Origin of the sequence: Amycolatopsis sp. lyj-108, from assembly GCF_046549005.1 — a bacterium.
Taxonomy (GTDB): Bacteria; Actinomycetota; Actinomycetes; order Mycobacteriales; family Pseudonocardiaceae; genus Amycolatopsis.
This window is the reverse complement of sequence record NZ_JAJPWQ010000016.1, coordinates 44,869-60,886: the sequence shown is the minus strand read 5'-3', so window position 1 is coordinate 60,886 and position 16,018 is coordinate 44,869. Positions and strand designations below refer to the sequence as shown.

General features: G+C 68.4%; 15 protein-coding genes. 2 read left to right on the top strand and 13 right to left on the bottom strand.

Annotated features, from left to right (window positions below):
• Positions 1–168 precede the first annotated feature (168 nt).
• The 6 genes from ACLJO0_RS40355 to ACLJO0_RS40330 all read right to left on the bottom strand — a co-directional run bounded on the left by ACLJO0_RS40355 (position 169) and on the right by ACLJO0_RS40330 (position 5,659).
• Complete coding sequence (locus ACLJO0_RS40355; RefSeq protein ID WP_410585122.1) at positions 169–1,491, bottom strand: DNA polymerase IV; 1,323 nt, start codon at positions 1,489–1,491, stop codon at positions 169–171.
• Complete coding sequence (locus ACLJO0_RS40350; RefSeq protein ID WP_034320046.1) at positions 1,478–1,801, bottom strand: transcriptional regulator; 324 nt, start codon at positions 1,799–1,801, stop codon at positions 1,478–1,480. The genes ACLJO0_RS40355 and ACLJO0_RS40350 overlap by 14 nt, the downstream gene beginning before the upstream one ends.
• Positions 1,798–2,427, bottom strand: a complete 630-nt coding sequence (locus tag ACLJO0_RS40345) for a hypothetical protein (RefSeq protein WP_410585119.1) — start codon at positions 2,425–2,427, stop codon at positions 1,798–1,800. The genes ACLJO0_RS40350 and ACLJO0_RS40345 overlap by 4 nt, the downstream gene beginning before the upstream one ends.
• 20 nt (positions 2,428–2,447) lie before the next feature.
• Entirely contained in the window at positions 2,448–3,179 is a 732-nt protein-coding gene (locus tag ACLJO0_RS40340; RefSeq protein ID WP_410585117.1) for an ABC transporter permease, read from the bottom strand.
• Positions 3,176–4,078: an ABC transporter ATP-binding protein gene (locus ACLJO0_RS40335; protein WP_410585115.1), complete on the bottom strand. Its 903-nt coding sequence runs from the start codon at positions 4,076–4,078 to the stop codon at positions 3,176–3,178. The genes ACLJO0_RS40340 and ACLJO0_RS40335 overlap by 4 nt, the downstream gene beginning before the upstream one ends.
• An 84-nt stretch (positions 4,079–4,162) precedes the next feature.
• Positions 4,163–5,659, bottom strand: coding sequence for an alpha/beta hydrolase (locus ACLJO0_RS40330; RefSeq protein WP_410585113.1), 1,497 nt, complete (start codon positions 5,657–5,659; stop codon positions 4,163–4,165).
• A gap of 278 nt (positions 5,660–5,937) precedes the next feature.
• Between ACLJO0_RS40330 and ACLJO0_RS40325 the strand changes: the two genes are divergently transcribed.
• Positions 5,938–7,110 carry a macrolide family glycosyltransferase gene (locus tag ACLJO0_RS40325; RefSeq protein WP_410585111.1) on the top strand — a complete coding sequence of 391 codons (1,173 nt, stop codon included), beginning with the start codon at positions 5,938–5,940 and terminating at the stop codon, positions 7,108–7,110.
• A gap of 333 nt (positions 7,111–7,443) precedes the next feature.
• Here ACLJO0_RS40325 and ACLJO0_RS40320 read toward each other — a convergent pair whose 3' ends face one another.
• From ACLJO0_RS40320 to ACLJO0_RS40300, 5 genes are all read right to left on the bottom strand, one after another.
• On the bottom strand, positions 7,444–9,171 hold the full coding sequence (locus tag ACLJO0_RS40320) for an aminotransferase class V-fold PLP-dependent enzyme (protein ID WP_410585109.1): 1,728 nt from the start codon (positions 9,169–9,171) through the stop codon (positions 7,444–7,446).
• The gene (locus tag ACLJO0_RS40315) at positions 9,168–9,935 is read right to left on the bottom strand and encodes an amino acid ABC transporter ATP-binding protein (protein WP_125796055.1); all 768 of its coding nucleotides are present in this window, start codon (positions 9,933–9,935) and stop codon (positions 9,168–9,170) included. The genes ACLJO0_RS40320 and ACLJO0_RS40315 overlap by 4 nt, the downstream gene beginning before the upstream one ends.
• Entirely contained in the window at positions 9,928–10,842 is a 915-nt protein-coding gene (locus tag ACLJO0_RS40310; RefSeq protein WP_410585107.1) for an amino acid ABC transporter permease, read from the bottom strand. The genes ACLJO0_RS40315 and ACLJO0_RS40310 overlap by 8 nt, the downstream gene beginning before the upstream one ends.
• On the bottom strand, positions 10,829–11,797 hold the full coding sequence (locus ACLJO0_RS40305) for an ABC transporter substrate-binding protein (protein ID WP_410585105.1): 969 nt from the start codon (positions 11,795–11,797) through the stop codon (positions 10,829–10,831). Before ACLJO0_RS40305 ends, ACLJO0_RS40310 begins: the two co-directional genes overlap by 14 nt.
• A gap of 270 nt (positions 11,798–12,067) precedes the next feature.
• On the bottom strand, positions 12,068–13,285 hold the full coding sequence (locus tag ACLJO0_RS40300; protein ID WP_410585103.1) for a glycosyl hydrolase family 8: 1,218 nt from the start codon (positions 13,283–13,285) through the stop codon (positions 12,068–12,070).
• Positions 13,286–13,426: 141 nt separating this feature from the next.
• Here ACLJO0_RS40300 and ACLJO0_RS40295 point away from each other — a divergent pair, with 141 nt between their 5' ends.
• The gene (locus ACLJO0_RS40295) at positions 13,427–13,828 is read left to right on the top strand and encodes a PPOX class F420-dependent oxidoreductase (protein ID WP_396555649.1); all 402 of its coding nucleotides are present in this window, start codon (positions 13,427–13,429) and stop codon (positions 13,826–13,828) included.
• Between the two features lie 79 nt (positions 13,829–13,907).
• Here the strand turns inward: ACLJO0_RS40295 and ACLJO0_RS40290 are convergent, their stop codons facing one another.
• Both ACLJO0_RS40290 and ACLJO0_RS40285 read right to left on the bottom strand, forming a co-directional pair.
• Positions 13,908–14,447, bottom strand: a complete 540-nt coding sequence (locus ACLJO0_RS40290; RefSeq protein WP_410585101.1) for a TetR/AcrR family transcriptional regulator — start codon at positions 14,445–14,447, stop codon at positions 13,908–13,910.
• A complete protein-coding gene (locus ACLJO0_RS40285) occupies positions 14,447–16,012 on the bottom strand; it encodes a long-chain-fatty-acid--CoA ligase (RefSeq protein WP_410585099.1) in 1,566 nt (521 codons plus the stop codon). The genes ACLJO0_RS40290 and ACLJO0_RS40285 overlap by 1 nt, the downstream gene beginning before the upstream one ends.
• Positions 16,013–16,018: the final 6 nt, after the last annotated feature.

Below are 16,018 nucleotides of genomic sequence, written 5' to 3'. Positions count from 1 at the left end.
GAGCCGGTCCATCCAGGCGGGGTCGTGACGTGAGATGCCCGCTGAGTGAGGGGCGTGTGGAAATAGGGACACTCAACGTCCCTATTTCCACACACCCCCACTCAACGTCCCCAATGCCACATTGGGGGCACCTGCCGGCTCGCAAAGAGGCACTCACGCGTGAACCGGTCAGACCAGGCAGTCACCGGGTTCTCCCCTGCGCAGCGCCGGATCCTCCTGTGGGAAGGTCCGCGCCACCCCCGGCCCGCTGGACCGCGTCTCGAACCGGACGCTCACCCGCCCGTGCCCGGCCCCTTGCACCCACCCGGTTCCATACTCCTCGTGCACGACGTCGTCGCCGGGCCGCCAACTCGACGACACCACGGGAACCGGCGCCGGAGCCGGGGCGCGCGAGACCACGGGCACGTCCGAAGCCGGGACCGAGAGGGTGAACAGCGGATCCTGATGCGGCACCGAAAGCCCGGAGAACGCGACCCCGGCGAGCCGTACGCCGCCGAATTCGGTCGGGTCGATCAGCAGTCGTTCGGCCATGGAGGCGAGCTGGTCGAATTCGTCGGTCGGCGAGGCCATCGTTTCCGAGCGGGTCACCGTGCTGAAGTCGGTGTGCCGCAGTTTCACCACCACCGTCCGCGCGACCCGGTCGGCGTTGACGAGCCGCCGGTGGGCGTGCACGGCGAGGTCGCGGACCTCGCGGCGCAGGCTCACCAGGTCGATCAGGTCGCGGTCGAAGGTCGTCTCCGCGCTGACCTGTTTGAGTTCCGCGCGGTCGGACACCGGCCGGTCGTCGACGCCGGTGGCCAGCCGCCGCAGGTCCCTGCCGACCACGCTGCCCAAAGTGGACACCGCGTCGGCGTCGGAGAGCGCGGTCAGCTGGCCCAGTGTGCGGACGCCGATCGCGCGCAGTTTCCCTTCCGCCACCGGGCCGATCCCCCACAGCACCCTCGTCGGCAGCGGCGCGAGGAAATCGCGTTCGGTGCCCTGGTCGACGACGAGCAGGCCGTCCGGTTTCGCCAGATCCGAGGCGACCTTCGCGACCTGTTTCCCCGACGCCGCCCCGATCGACGCCACCAGGCCGATTTCGGACCGGATGTGCTCCCGCAGGCGCGTACCGAATTCCCGCACCTCGGCCGAGGAAGCCCCGGCGAGTGAAGGCGGTTCCGCGAAGGCCTCGTCGAGGGAGATCCGTTCCAGCACCGGCGCGTACTGGGCGACGAGGTCGAACACCTGGGTGCTCAGCAGTTCGTAGAGTTTGAACCGAGGCGGCAGGATGACCCCGGTCGGCGGCAGCAGCCGCCGGGCCTGCGACATCGGCATCGCCGATTTGATCCCGTGTTCGCGCGCCTGATAACTCGCGCCGGCGACCACGCCGCGCGGGCCCGCTCCGCCGACGAGCACGGCACGCTGCGCCAGGGTCGGCCGGGTCAGCTGTTCACAGGAGGCGTAGAACGCGTCCATGTCGAGGTGGATGACCCACCGGTCATGCGCGCCCATCGCCCGGGACCTCGAGAAGACGGTGCAGGGCCTTCGTGTACTCCTCGAACGCGGCCCGGCCCCGGGTGGTCAACTCGACCAGCGTCACCGGTGTGCGGTGTTCGAAGGCCTTCGTGATCTCGACGTAGCCGGCGTCCTCGAGTTTGCGCAGATGCGTCGACAGGTTGCCCGGTGTCATGTCCAGCAGTTGCTGCAGGCGCGGGAAAGTGATGCTGTCGCCCGGCCCGAGGCTCGACAGCGCGACGGTGACCCGCAACCGCGCCTGCGCGTGGATCACCGGATCGAGCTGGGGCAGCCCGTCTTCGCTCATCGCGCCCGCACCAGGAAGACCAGCGACGCCACCAGGAAGCCACCGCCGCCCGCGACGCTCAGCACGAGGAAGTTGTACGGTCCCCCGGCCAGCACACTCGCCGCACCGCACGCGATGATCCAGACGCCGAGGCCGTACTGCAGTCCGCTCTGCCACAGCATCCCGCCGGCGAGGTACATCAGTCCGGTCAGCATGAGCGCGGTCCCCGACCACAGCAACGGGATCAGCTCGGTGTCGAGGCCGAGGCGGATCAGCGCGGTGTTCACCACCGTCAGCCCGCCGAACGCGATCATCCAGCTCCACCCGTACATCGCCCCGACGAGCCGGGACGGCCCGCGCACGCCGCGGCCCGCCCGGATGCCGTAGACCGCCGAATACGCCATGGCCCCGACGAAACCGGCGCCGACGATCGCCGCGGCGGCCCACATCGGCATCAGCGCGGTGGGCGGGGCGGAGACGTAGACGAGCCCGAAGCCGAACAGCCACACCAGTCCCCAGACGGCCAGCAGCACCGCGGGATTCGGCCCGATCTCACGCCGGGTCTTCTCCGACTGCGCGGCGATGAGCGCGAGCGACTCCTCGGGCGTCATCGACCGCGCGTCGTCGTCCCGTTCATCCTCCGCCACTTCGGAAAACTAACACGGGTTCACAGTCTCGCCGTGTCGAGCCGGAACCTCGCCATCACCACGAGCGCGGGCACCACCAGCCACGCCGCGAGCACTCCGACGGCGGTCACCGTGCCCGATCCGCCGAGCACCGGCGCGCGGCCGATTTCACCGAGCCAATACGTCGGCATGAGGTGCCCCGCGGTGTTCATCCAGCCGGGCAGGACCTGCAGCGGGATCCACAATCCGCCGAACATGCCGAGCGGCAGCATCAGCGCGCCGGTCACCGCCTGGACGGTGTCGCCCTTGCCGAACAGGCCGATCATCAGGCCCAGCACCGCGAAGGGCAGCGTCCCGAGCCAGAGCGTGCCGAAGATCGTCAGCCACTGCCCGGTTTCGAGCCGGATACCGCGGATCATCCCGGCCGCGAAGATCACCAGCAGCACGGGCAACGCGACGAACATCCCCGCCGACACCTTGACCCCCAGATAGCCCGGCGCTCGCAGCGGCGTCAGCCTCAAGGTGCGCTGCCAGCCGTCGGTGCGCTCGGTGGCGACACGGGTACCGGTGAACAACGCGGCGGTCATGGCGCCGTACGCGGCCATGTTCACCATGGTCACGGTCGCGGTCGAAACCCCGGGAGCGATCTCGCTGGAGCCGAAGATCCCGCCGAACAACAGGAACATCGCCAGTGGCATGCCGATGGTGAACAAGGCGAACTGCGGGCTGCGGACGATCCGCTTGATCTCCAGCGCCAGGTAGTTCAGGTTCATTTCAAAGCTCCTTCGGCCGCATCGGCGGTCAGCGCGATGAAGGCTTCTTCCAGTCCCACAGCGGTGATTTCGATGTTCGAGGCAAGCGGGAACTCGCGCAGCAGGCCGCGGATGGCGGCGTCGGAATCGGCGCACCCCAGCTCCGCGTGCCCGGCCCGCAGCACCGCCCGCGACACCCCGGGCAACGCGGCCAGCGCGGCTTCGGTGGCGTCCGGGACGACGGCGCGCAGCACCCGTCCGGCGACCGCGGCCCGGACCTCGCCGACCGGGCCGTCCGCGACGACGCGGCCGTGCCGCATGAGCACTACGCGGTCCGCGTAGTCCTCGGCTTCGGCGAGGTAATGCGTCGCGAAGAGCACCGTGCGGCCCGTCCTGGTGTACTCGCGCATCGACGCCCAGAAGCGGCGCCGCCCGTCGACGTCCATGGCCGCGGTCGGCTCGTCGAGTACCAGCAGGTCCGGATCGCCGACCAGCGCGAGCGCGAACCGCACCCGCTGCTGCTCGCCACCGGAGAGCTTCCCGCAGCGGCGGTTCGCGTACTCGGTGACTCCGGCGCGCTCGAGGACCTCGCGGACGGACAGCGAATTCCGGTGCAGCGAGGCGAACAGGCCGACGAGTTCCGCGACCGTCGCGTCCCTCAGCAGCGTCCCGTTCTGCGCCATCGCGCCGACCATCCCCCGGTCCATCGCCTCGGCCGCGCCGAGCCCGGCGACCCGCACCCGGCCCGAATCCGGCCTGGTCAGCCCCAGCAGCATGTCGATGGTGGTCGACTTGCCCGCACCGTTCGGCCCGAGCAGCGCCACCACCTCCCCAGGTGCGACCCGCATGCTGACGTCGTCGACGGCCTGGACGTCACCGAAGCGCTTCACCAGCCCTTCGAGGCTGAACGCGTCCGCCATGACTTTCCCCCTTCGAGCACTCTGAACCACAAAGCTCACTTCCACTTTGTAACACAAAGTCCCCTGTCGCGGAAACCCCAGAAGCTAGGCGGGTACCGGGAGCGGCAGCGGCGCGCACTCGACGTCGGCTGTCCGCCCTGGTTTGCGTTCGGGCAGCGCCCCGGTCGCCAGGTAGCCGGCGATCCGGGTGTCGACGCACGCGTTGCCGCGCGGGGTGATGGCGTGGCTCGTGCCGCCCGGCTCACCGATCAGGCGAGCGCCGGGGAACCGGCTACGCACCTCGAGGCTGCCTTCGTACGGCGTCGCCGCGTCGAGCGTCTCGCCGATCATCAGCACACTCGACACCTTCGAGCCATCGACCTTCACCGGCTTGCCCGGCTTCGCGGGCCAGTACAGGCAAGGAGCGTTGTACCAAGCGTTCTGCCAAGTGAAGTACGGCGCCTTCTCATGTGTGCGCCAGTTGTCGCGCTTCCATTGCTGCCAGCTCGGCGGCAACTTCACGTCGGTGCACACGACGGCGAGGTAGACGGCGTAACCGTTGTCGTCGCCGCGCCCGCCGAAGCTCTCGAACAGGCCTTTCATCGTCTGCCAGTCGCCCTTGCCGAACTTCGCCAGCGCGTCACCGAGCAGCGTCCAGTTCAGCTGGCGGTACGAAGCCTGCAGGAAGACGTCCAGCAACTCGTCGGGACCGATGTAGCCGCCCGCCGGCGCCGCGGCCAGCTTCTTCAGCTGCGCGTCGAAGACTTGCTTCACCGCAGCCTGGGTCTTGCCGAGGTGGTAGACGTCGTCGTGCGAGGCGACCCAGCCGAACCAGATGCCGAGGTTGACGTCGGACGCGAGATCCTGGTTCAGGAAGGCCTGATACCAGACGTTGCGAGGGTCCACAGTGGAATCGAGGATCATGCGGCGGACCTGCCGCGGGAACAGTGTCCCGTAGACCTGGCCGAGGTAGGTGCCGTAGGAGTACCCGTAGAAGTTCAGCTGTTCCGCGCCGAGCGCCTTGCGGATGCTTTCCATGTCCTTGACCGTGTCGGTCGTCTTCATGTTCTCGAGCAGCGCGCGGCTGTTCTTCTCCGCGCACGCGTCGGCGTAGGACTTCGAGCGCCGCAACCAGGTTTCCTCCAGCTGCCGCGTCGTCGGCACGTAGTTCGGCCGGTTGTAGTCCATGTGGTTCGGGATACAGGAAAGCGCGGGTTTGCTGGAGCCGACACCGCGCGGGTCGAAACCGACCCAGTCGTAGGCGTCACCGGCGTGGTTCGGCACGCGCGGCCCGCGGGTCGCGAGCAGCAACCCGGAACCGCCTGGCCCACCCGGGATGGTGAGCATGACGCCTTGGTACCGCGCGTCGGGCGTTTTGTGCTTGATGCGGCTGAGCGCGAGCTGGATCTTCTCGCCGCGCGGCCTCGAATAGTCCAACGGGACCGGCAGATAGCCGCATTCCGCACCGGCGTTGATCAAGGTCTGGTCGGTACAAGCGCCCCAAGTGATCGTCTCGGCGGGCTGCGCCTCTTCCGCGGCGACGGCGGGCGTGGTCACCGCGACCGTGGCCAACGCCAGCGCGGTGATGAGAACACGTCTCAAGGTTCTCCCCTTCCCTGCGAAGGTGACCCTATCCGCGTCCATGACCCGCGATAGCCCTCCGGCGAAGGTCCCTGCAAACGGCGGGTCCCGATCGCGGCAAACCGGGCAACGCGTTAACCGGTTGGGAGGCCGCGCGGGGCGCGCTAGGATCTCGATCATGATCTGCCACGTCCGCATGCGCACCGCCTGAGACGGCGTGACCGCAGGGCCGCCCGCGACCGGGTGGCCCCTTTTCCGCGCGCCGTCTGACGTTCCATCACGAATTCAGACAGGACATCATGCAGAACACGCATATCGCCATGATCGGCAGCACCGCGCCGAGCCACATCTACCCGTCGCTGGCCGTCATCCGTGAGCTGGTCGCCCGCGGGCACCGGGTCAGCTACGCCGTGGGCGAACCGCTCACCGGGCTGATCGAACCGACCGGGGCGGAGGTCGTCCCGCATCCGTCGATCCTCCCGCTCGGCGACCAGTCGGGGTGGCCGGAGGATCCGGCGTCGCAGATGCGGGTCTTCCTCGACGAGGGCATCCAGGCGATGCCCGTGCTCACCGAGTTCTACGACCGGCACCGTCCGGACCTGCTGCTGTACGACATCGGCGGGCTTCCGGCGCCGCTGCTCGCCAGGCGCTACGACGTTCCGGCGGTGCAGCTTTCCCCGACCTATGTCGCCTGGGAAGGCTACGAAGAGGACATGGGCGAGATCCTGACCGCGATCCGGACCTCACCGTCCGGAAAGGACTATTTCGCCACTTTCACCCGGTGGCTGAACGAGAACGGCATCGAGGCCGATGCCTGGGACTGGATCTCCCATCCGCCCCAGGTGCTCGCGCTGCTGCCGAGGGCGATGCAGCCCAACGTCGACCGGGTGCCGTCGTCGGTCCGCTTCGTCGGCCCCGCGCTGGACCCGGAACGCCTCGCCGACCGGAGCTGGACGCCGCCGTCGAACGGCAGGAAGGTCCTGCTGATGTCGCTCGGCACGGCGTTCACCGACCAGCTGGACCTGTTCCGCGCTTGCGTGGACGGGTTCCGCGACTCGGACTGGCACGTGGTCATCTCGATCGGCCAGACCGATCCGGCCGCGCTCGGGCCGCTGCCCGAGCACATCGAGGTGCGCCCGTTCGTCCCGCAGCTCGCGGTACTCGAGGCCGCGTCGGCGTTCATCACGCACGCCGGCATGGGCGGCAGCACGGAATCGCTCTGGTACGGCGTGCCGACCGTCGCGATCCCGCTGGCCACCGACGGTTTCGGCAACGCGGCGAAACTGGCGGAACTGGGCGTCGGTGAGGAACTCGCGGCCTCGGACGTAACGGCGTCCGTGCTGCGGGCCGCGGTCGAACGGGTGGCCGGGTCACCCTCGGTCGCTGCGCGTCTTGCCGAGGTCCGGGCCGAGACGCGCGGGAACGGCGGGATCGACCGGGCGGCCGACGCCGTGGAGTCCTTCCTGAAGTAGCGCCCTCGTGAGTGGTGAGGACGGTTCTATTGAGGGGAAAGTCAAAGGTGTCGTGGCGTGGGGCCGGTGTTGCTTCTGCGTACGCGTTCTCCTGGTAGTGAGGGCCTCCTTGCCTACTCTGACGGTAGCGAAGGAGGCTTTCGCCACCGTCAGATGTGATCCCTGGTGACAATGGGACGGTAGTGACCTCGGCGGCCGGTCGTGAAGTACATGAAGGCCCCGCATCAACCGTCGTTTACCACTCACGACCGGTAGCCCCACCCGAACGCCATGAAAGGTCCTTTACTTGCAAAATTTGCAAGTAAAGGACCTTTCATGGCGCGCGCAGTAGCGTCAGGTGCCCCGGATCTCGTTCAGGTAGTTGTAGATCGTGTACCGCGTGACGTCGAGTTCCCCGGCGAGGTGGTCCACCGAATCCTTGATGAGGAAGAACCCGGCCTCGTCCAGTTCGCGGACCACGGCCGCCTTGTGCCGCTTCTTCATCAGGTCCACCGGGATCCCGGCCTTCGCCACCGCGCGCCCGACCAGGAACCGCTGCAGGCTGTCGACGTCCGGCGGGAAGGTCTCGGGTTCGTGCCCGTTGGCTTTCGGCGAACCGTCGGACAGCCGGTTGACGCACAGGCAGCCGATCGCGACGCCATCGGCGTCCCGCAGGAACAGCGTCGAGGAGCGGATCGCCCGGCCGTCGGGGCCGTGGGTCTCGTAGTTCGTCAGGTCCTGCGTGGTGCCGCGCCGGACGAGGCCCAGCAGCAGATCCGTCATCGGCCCGCCGACCGTCCGACCGGTGAGGTCGCCCGCGATGGCGACGATCGAGTCCGGCAGCCTGCTCAGGTCGTGCAGCAGGACCTCGTTGCCCGGCCCCAGCATCGCCGCGAGCGCGTGCACCGCCGGGACGAGCGCGGTGAGCAGGTCGCTCGACGCCACTCCGACCGCGGGAAGGCCGGAGAACACGGTGACCGGTTTGTTCAGCCGCTCCAACGCAGTCCGCACCTGTTCCGCCGCACTCGCCGGAGTGGACGCGTGCGGGGACAGCCGGACGTGCTCCGGCCGCACGGTCGCGGCGATCCCGGCGTCCGCCAGCGCGGCCCCGACCTGTTCGGCGGCCTGCCCCGGCAGGGTGAACGCGAGGATCCCGGCCCGCCGATCGACCGCCGAAACCACCTCTCCCCCGGCGGATTTCACGACTTCTTCGAGTTCGCCGACGCGTTCGCCGATCCGCGCGGCGATGGCCTCGACGCCCGCCTCTTCGACCAGTTCCAAAGCGGCGGCGAACGCGCCCGACGTGATCGGGCTCAGGTTCGAGATCGACCAGGCGGCCGCGGTCTCGTCGGCCGGATGGATCTCGTCGTCGAACAGTCCCGGGTCACGGGCGCCGGTCCAGCCGGACAGGATCGGTTCCATCCGCTCCAGCGCCCGGTCCGAAAGCACCGCGAAACCGGTGCCCCAGCCCGCCCGCAACCACTTCTGCCCGCCGACGACGAGCACGTCCGCGACCTCCCACGGCGCCTCGGTCACCCCGAAGCCCTGGATCCCGTCGACCACGAGCAGCCGGTCGCCGACCACTTCCCGGATCGCTGCCAGATCGGCGCGATATCCGGTGCGGAAGTCGACCGCGCTCACGCTGACCAGCGACGTCTCCGGTGTCAGCGCCGCCTTGACCGCGTCCGCCGTGACGTTCCCGAGTGGCAGCCGCCGCACGGTCAGCCGCCCCGCCTGTTCGGCCCGCGCCCACGGGTAGGTGTTGGCCGGGAACTCCGCCGAAGACACCAGCGCCTCACCGCCTGGAGCGTTGAACGCCGCCTGGAACAGGCCGAGGCTGGTGTGCGGCAACAGCACCGTGTGGTCGGTGTCGCTGCCGGAAAGCCGCGCGGCGGCGGCCTTGGCCCTGGTCTCCTGCCGCATCAGGTCGTCCACAGTGGACGGACCGGCCTTGGTGGATGCGTCGAGCAGGCTCGCCGTCGTGTCGAGCACGGCGTGCGACGGCGGGCCGAACCGCGCGAAGTCGAGGTACCCGGCAGGCTCGTCGAACTGCAGCAGGTACCGCGGGGAGATCCGCGTCATGCGAGGACCCGTGCCAGGAACTGCTTGGTTCGCTCGTGCTTCGGGGCGCTCAGGAGCTCCCCCGGCGGCCCGGTCTCGACGACCATCCCGTCGGCCATGAACACCACCTCGTCCGCGGCCTCGGCCGCGAACCCCATCTCATGCGTCACCACGACCATCGTCATCCCCTCCGCGGCCAACGTACCCATCACCGCCAGCACCTCGCCCACGAGTTCCGGGTCGAGCGCCGACGTCGGCTCGTCGAACAGCATCAGCTTCGGTTTCATCGCGAGCGACCGGGCGATCGCGACCCGCTGCTGCTGCCCGCCCGACAGCTGCGCAGGATAGGCGTCGGCCCGGTGTGCGAGGCCGACCCTGTCGAGCAGTTCGAGCGCCTGCTCTTTGGCTTCGCCCACGGGGACACCGAGCACTCGCACCGGCCCCTCGATGACGTTCTGCAGCGCCGTCCGGTGGCCGAACAGGTTGAACCGCTGGAACACCATGCCGATGTCGCGCCGCTGCCTGGCGACCTCGCGTTCCTTCAGCTCGTACAGTTTTCCGTTGCGCAGCCGGAAACCGATCGGTTCGCCGTCGACCCAGACCTGTCCGGCGTCGATCGTCTCCAGATGGTTGACACAGCGCAGGAAGGTGCTCTTCCCCGCACCCGACGGGCCGAGCAGGCAGACCACCTGTCCTTTGTGGACTTCGAGGTCGATCCCGCCGAGCACTTCGGTGTGGCCGTAGCTCTTGCGGACGCCGACGGCTTTGAGCAGCGGCTCAGACACGTTCACTCCTCACCAGCGGCGCGGTGCGCAAGGCCTTGGCCGCACGGGAGAACGCGCTCCGTGACCGGTCTTCGGAATCGAAGGCGCGCTCCAGGTAGTGCTGCCCGACCCCGGCGACGGTCACCACGACCATGTACCAGACGGCGGCGGCCAGCAGCGTCTCCATGACCAGCAGGTTGTTGGACGAGATGTTGTTGGCGGCGTGGATCAGTTCGGTCACGCCGATCACCGACGCCATCGACGTCCCCTTGAGCATGTTGATGAAGTCGTTGCCGGTCGGCGGGATGATCACCCGCATCGCCTGCGGCAGCACCACGCGGCGCAGGGTCGCGCCAGGCGACATCCCGATCGACTTCGCCGCCTCGGTCTGTCCACTGTCGACACTGTTCAACCCGGCGCGGACGATCTCCGCCATGTACGCGCTTTCGTTGAGCGCCAAGCCCAACAGCGCGGCGGTGAACGCGGTGATCAGCACGTTGGTCTGTTCGTGCAGCAGGTACCCGCCGAACGGCAGCGGGATCGAGATGAACTCGAACACCAGCGCCAGGTTGTACCAGATCAGGATCTGCAGCAGCACCGGAAGCCCGCGGAACAGCCAGATGTAGCCCGCCGCGAACCAGCGCGCCACCGGATTCGCCGAGCGACGCATCAGCGCGATCACGATCCCGATGACGATCGCCGAACCCTGCGCGATCACCGCGAGCAGCACGGTGTTGAGCAGACCGACCGCCATCACCCGGTACCAGAGGAACTCCGGGACGGAATCCCACTGGATCTGGGCGTTCCCGAGCGCGATCCCGAGCAGGAGCAGCAGCGCGAGGATGACGACGGCACTGACCCAGCGGCCCCAGTGCCTCAGCCGGACGATCGGCAGCGGCTCGGCTGTCGAACCCCTAGCTTCCGGCATTGAGCTTCGCCTCCTTGACCGCGCCCTGCTCGACACCCCAGGCCTGCAGGATCTTGCCGTAACCGCCGTCGGCGATCAGGGACTGCAGTGCCTTCTGGACGGACTCGGCCAGCGGCTTGTTCTCCTTGTTGACGCCGATCCCGTACGGCCCGCCGTTGATCGGCTCACCGGGCACGGTCTCGAAGAACTTGCCATCGCCCGCGGTCCGCGAGATGTAGACCGCACTGGGCAGGTCGTTGAGGATGGCGGCGACCCGGCCGGTGCGGAGCTGGTTCTGGTTCTGGGTGTCGGAATCGGTCGCGGTCACGGTCAGCGCGGGCTTGCCCGCCTGCGTGCACTTGCCGTTCTGCTCTTCGGCGAACTTCTGGTGGCTCGTCCCCTGCACGACCGCGACGTTCTTGCCGCACAACGTGTCCGGGCCGGCGATCTGGTCCGGGTTGCCCTTGCGGACCATGATCGTGATACCGGAAGAGAAGTAGTCGACGAAATCGATCTGCGCCTGGCGGGTCTTGGTGTCGTTCATCGCGGCCATCGTGAGGTCGACGCGGCCGGACTGGAGACTCGTGATCAGCGAACCGAACGCCATGTCCTGGTGGTGCACGGTGACGCCCAGCTTCTTGCCGATGGCCTTGGCGAGGTCGACCTCGTAGCCGATCGGGGTCTTGCCGTCGGCGGCGTAGAAGTTGTTGGGCGCGGACTGCAGGTTCGAGGCCAGGTGCAGCATCCCGGCCTGCGCGTACTTCGCGGGCAGGGTGCCGGCGACGGCGGCGTCCTTCTGGACGGACTCGATCAACGCGGTCGTGTCCGGGATCGCGGCGGGCGCCCCCGGTGCCGCGGGTTCCTGGCCGCCCGCACCGTCGGGCCCGCCTCCGCAGGCCGCGGTGACGAGCGCGGCCACGCCGGTGAGCACGGCCAGGCGCCAGGTTCGGGTCAAGGTGAGCGGCGTCGACGGCATGAAGGACCTCCACGGGCTTCGGATGGTCGCCGACGCTACAACTGGCTGTTGAAGAGGTCAACTCGCAGTTGAAATCTTGTCCGGTGGATGTCCGTTTCGCACGTGAAGGCCCCTGGCGCTTCTTGCGTGATGCCTGAAGTACATGAAGGACCCCTTCCTGCACCTAGGCGCAAGGAAGGGGTCCTTCATGTATTGGGTTTTGCGCCTGAGCTCAGCCCGACATGTAGTGAAGGGCCCTGACCAGGAGGAGGCGCCACCTCTGCCTTACCGTCAGACGGCGATGTAGTTCCCCGAGAGGATGAGCAGGACCTGCACGGTGATGCCGGTGCCGTAGTAGTCCTTGGCGTTCGGTGACCACGTCGTGATCGAGGTCCACAGCTTGTCCAGCCAGGCCTGGCTGCCCGGGTCGTTCATCGCCGCGATGGCGAACGACGCGGTGAAGCAGGGGTGCTGACCCGTCTGCCCCGGGATCTTGGCGCCCGACAACAGGTAGCCGGTGGTGATCTTGGCCGGGTCGCCGCCGGTGTTCTGCTGGATCCAGGTGTTCATCTTCCGGACCTGGCCCTGCGCCGGGCTACCCGACACGGTGATGCCGTCGACGCCGAGCCGCCACGGGTCGCGGCAGGCGTTGTAGCTGTACTTGTCGTCCTTGCCCTCGAGGAAGTCGAAGGGGGCGGGCTTCGGCGTGGAGTTGGTGTTGACGACGAAGTCCGGGATCAACCCGGTCTTCGGCGCGTACTGCTGCTGAAGCTGGGTGACGGCCTTCTCCTGCCGGGTCCGGACCTGGCCCCAGAACGAGTCACCGGTGGCCTTCTCGAACGCGCGGAGGTGACCCGGCATCCAGTCGGAGGATCGGGAGCTGTTGATGTACTTGCCGCTGTCGGCCCAGTCCGCCAGCCGCATGAACTTGGTGTCGGGGTTGACCTCGCTGCGCTTGATCGCCTTGATGATCCGCAGCGCCTCGGCCTTGTAGTTCACCGAACCGCCGCTGCCCCAGACCTTGTCGGCGAGGAGCAGGCCGTAGGCGATTTCGAGGTCCCCGTCGGTCGCCGAGTCGCTGCCGTTGACGCTCGTGCAGCTTTCGTTCTGCTCAGCGGCGTGCAGGTCCTTGTCGATCACCGACGGATGCGCCTTCACGAACTTCAGGATGCCGTCGAAGACGGTCCGGGCTTGCGAGTCCTTGCCCGCCATCATCGCCGCGATGGTCATCCCGTAACCCTGGCCTTCGGCGACGAAGGCGTGGTCGGCGTCCGGCGCCTTGACCGCGTAGGTGCCCGTCCCGCACCTCGTGGTGAGGAAGTTCTTCTTCCAGTAGTCGTAGTACTTGGCGAGGGCGGCGTCCTGTGTCGCCTGCGACACCGTGGGGCGCAGAACTCCCGGCAGGTAAGGGGTTCCCTGAGTGGTCACCGCGGTGGCGGGGGCGGTCGTGGCGACCAGCCCGGCGGTCAGCGCGGCCGCGGCCAGCACTGTCCGAACGGTCTTTCTCATGGCTCCTCCGGAAACGTCGTTGGTGGCGGCGGCGCGTTCCGAGAGTGACATCCGGGTCGGCCAAAAACAAGAGAGTTAAGAAAGTTTCCTTACTATTACCTCAAAAGACGCCTTCGTGAACGGTGGCCTAGCGTTGACCGCATGACGATCGACCTGAGCGCGCGCGGCGAGACCTTCCGGGACTTCTGGACCGAGCGGCACCTCGCCACCCTGACCACCGTCCGGCCGGACGGGACCCCGCATGTCGTCGCGGTCGGGGTCACGGTGGACTTCGAGGCCGGGATCGCCCGCGTGATCACGTTCCGCTCGTCCAAGAAGGCCCGCATGGTCAAGGAAGCGGGCGAAAAGGGCATTCCGGTCGCCGCCTGCCAGCTCGACGGACCCAGGTGGTCCACTTTGGAGGGACGCGCGGTGCTGCGCGAAGACCCGGAGTCGGTGCGCGACGCCGAGAACCGCTACGCCGCGCGATACCGGCAGCCCAAGCCGAATCCGGAACGCGTGGTCATCGAGATCACCGTGACCCGGGTCCTCGGCAACGCTTGACGGGGGCTGAAGGGGACTTTCCCCTCGTCTCACGCGGCGAAGGGCGCTTTCACCACGTCCCATGCGGGGAAAGTCCCCTTCAGCCCAGCATCACCAGCCGGGTGTATTCGTCGAGGATCTCGCCGAGGTCGGTGAATCCCCCAGCCGAGGCCACCTGCTGATACCCGACCAGCATCGCCAGCCCGAGCGAGGTCACGACCTCCGCGCGACGCCGGTCGGGGATCAGCTCGGCCACCACCTTCCCGACCGTCTTGACCCGGGTGTCGTCGACGCGTTTCTGCGCAACGCGAACGGTTTCGTCGTTCGCCGCCCAGGCACGGATGGCCGCCTCCGCACGATGTCTGAGGCCGCGCGTCAGGCTCATCAGCGCGGCGAAGTCCGCCTCGGGCCCGCCGGAACCGAAGTCCAGTTCCCGCAGGATCCGCACCTGCCGCTGCGTCCAGAATTCGAGCAGCGCGCCGACGAAAGCCGGCCAGCCGCCGAAATGGTGATAGAAGGATCCACTGGTGACGCCCAGGCGTTTGCCGAGCGTGCCGACGTTGAGGCCGGCGAACCCGGACTCGGCGAGGATGTCCAAGGCCGCGTCGAAGTACTTCTCGCGGCTGACGATCGACGGCATCAGACGGCCCTTTCCCGCCCTTCCCAGTACGGGCGCCGCAAGGTGCGTTTGAGGACCTTGCCGGTCGCGTTGCGCGGCAGCGCCTCCACGATTTCGACCGTACGCGGGCATTTGTAGTGCGCCAGCCGTTCCCGGCAGTACTCGACGAGTTCGCCGGCGTCGACCCACTGCCCGGGGGCGGGCGCGACGACCGCCTTGATCTGTTCTCCCCAGCGCTCGTCGGGGACACCGATGACGGCGACCTCGCCGACCGCGGGATGTTCGGCGATGACCCGCTCGACCTCGGGCGAGTAGACGTTCTCGCCGCCGGTGATGATCATGTCCTTGACCCTGTCCTCGATGAAGACGAAGCCACCGTCGTCGACCCTGCCGACGTCACCGCTGCGGACCCAGCCGTCGACGATCGTCTCCGCGGTCGCCTCGGGTTTGCCCAGATAACCCGCCATCGCCTGGTCGGTCCGGAACCACAGCTCACCAGGGGTCCCGGACTCGGCGTCCTCCAGCGTCGCCGGGTCGACGACCCGCATGTCCACACCGGTCAGCACCGTGCCCGCCGACGCCAGCCGTTCCGGCCTGGCCGGGTCGCGATGCGACTCCGGATCGAGCGCCGTCACCACTCCCGACAGTTCGGTCATGCCGTAGACCTGCACGAACCTGGTGTCCGGCCAGGCCGCGAGCGACTTCCGCAGCAACGGGAGCGGCATCGGCGACGCGCCGTAACCGAGGTACTTCAACCGCGAGAACGCGGCGACGGCCTGCTCCCCCGCCTGCATGATCCCGGCGACCACGGCGGGCACCAGGAACGCGTGCGTGACACCTTCGGCCAGCGCGCCCAGCAGGGACCTGCCGTCGGGTTCGCGGGTCATCGTCGTCGGCTGCCCGTAGTGGAAACCGATGACGGCGTAACAACTCCCGCCGACGTGGAACAGCGGCATCGCGACCAGGTTGCGGTCGCCCTCCCCCATCGGGAACTGCGCGCCGGCGTTGCGGCTGTGCGCCAGCAGGTTCCGGTGCGTCAGCACGGCGCCCTTGGGGAAACCGGTGGTGCCACTGGTGTAGATGACCAGCGCGCCGTCGTGTTCGCCGACCTCGGGTGACAACCCGGCGGGGGCCGCTCCGGTCAGGAAGTCCTCGTACTGGTCGTCTTCGCCGCCGACGACGATCACGCGCTCGACCGACGGCAGCCGATCACGCAGCGCCTCGACGGCGGCCAGCGATTCCGGACCGGCGAAGACGATCCGCGCGCCGCTGTCACCGAGGACGTACGCCAGTTCCTCCGGCGCGAGGCGCCAGTTGACCACCGCGTTCGCCGCCCCGAGCGAGGACGCGCCGAAGGTCACCTCCAGGCAGGCGGGCGTGTTCTTGTCGACGAACGCGACCCTGTCTCCCCTGCCGAGCCCGGCGGCCGCGAGCGCGCCGGTGACCCGCCTCGCCCGCTCGTCGAGTTCGGCCCAGGTGAGCCGCCGCCCCTGGTACGAGAGAGCTTCCCGTTCGGGAGCCGTCTTCGCCCAATGCGCGAAAAGTTCACCGAGTAGCCGCACATCCGGACGCACGTCCTCGGGCATGCCGGA

What these genes read in the sequence shown, in the direction of transcription:
- ACLJO0_RS40355 (WP_410585122.1), bottom strand. Translation starts at nt 1,491, where the DNA reads ATGGGCGCGCATGACCGGTGGGTCATCCACCTCGACATGGACGCGTTC.
- ACLJO0_RS40350 (WP_034320046.1), bottom strand. Translation starts at nt 1,801, where the DNA reads ATGAGCGAAGACGGGCTGCCCCAGCTCGATCCGGTGATCCACGCGCAG.
- ACLJO0_RS40340 (WP_410585117.1), bottom strand. Translation starts at nt 3,179, where the DNA reads ATGAACCTGAACTACCTGGCGCTGGAGATCAAGCGGATCGTCCGCAGC.
- ACLJO0_RS40335 (WP_410585115.1), bottom strand. Translation starts at nt 4,078, where the DNA reads ATGGCGGACGCGTTCAGCCTCGAAGGGCTGGTGAAGCGCTTCGGTGAC.
- ACLJO0_RS40325 (WP_410585111.1), top strand. Translation starts at nt 5,938, where the DNA reads ATGCAGAACACGCATATCGCCATGATCGGCAGCACCGCGCCGAGCCAC.
- ACLJO0_RS40320 (WP_410585109.1), bottom strand. Translation starts at nt 9,171, where the DNA reads ATGACGCGGATCTCCCCGCGGTACCTGCTGCAGTTCGACGAGCCTGCC.
- ACLJO0_RS40310 (WP_410585107.1), bottom strand. Translation starts at nt 10,842, where the DNA reads ATGCCGGAAGCTAGGGGTTCGACAGCCGAGCCGCTGCCGATCGTCCGG.
- ACLJO0_RS40305 (WP_410585105.1), bottom strand. Translation starts at nt 11,797, where the DNA reads ATGCCGTCGACGCCGCTCACCTTGACCCGAACCTGGCGCCTGGCCGTG.
- ACLJO0_RS40300 (WP_410585103.1), bottom strand. Translation starts at nt 13,285, where the DNA reads ATGAGAAAGACCGTTCGGACAGTGCTGGCCGCGGCCGCGCTGACCGCC.
- ACLJO0_RS40295 (WP_396555649.1), top strand. Translation starts at nt 13,427, where the DNA reads ATGACGATCGACCTGAGCGCGCGCGGCGAGACCTTCCGGGACTTCTGG.
- ACLJO0_RS40290 (WP_410585101.1), bottom strand. Translation starts at nt 14,447, where the DNA reads ATGCCGTCGATCGTCAGCCGCGAGAAGTACTTCGACGCGGCCTTGGAC.
- ACLJO0_RS40285 (WP_410585099.1), bottom strand. Translation starts at nt 16,012, where the DNA reads ATGCCCGAGGACGTGCGTCCGGATGTGCGGCTACTCGGTGAACTTTTC.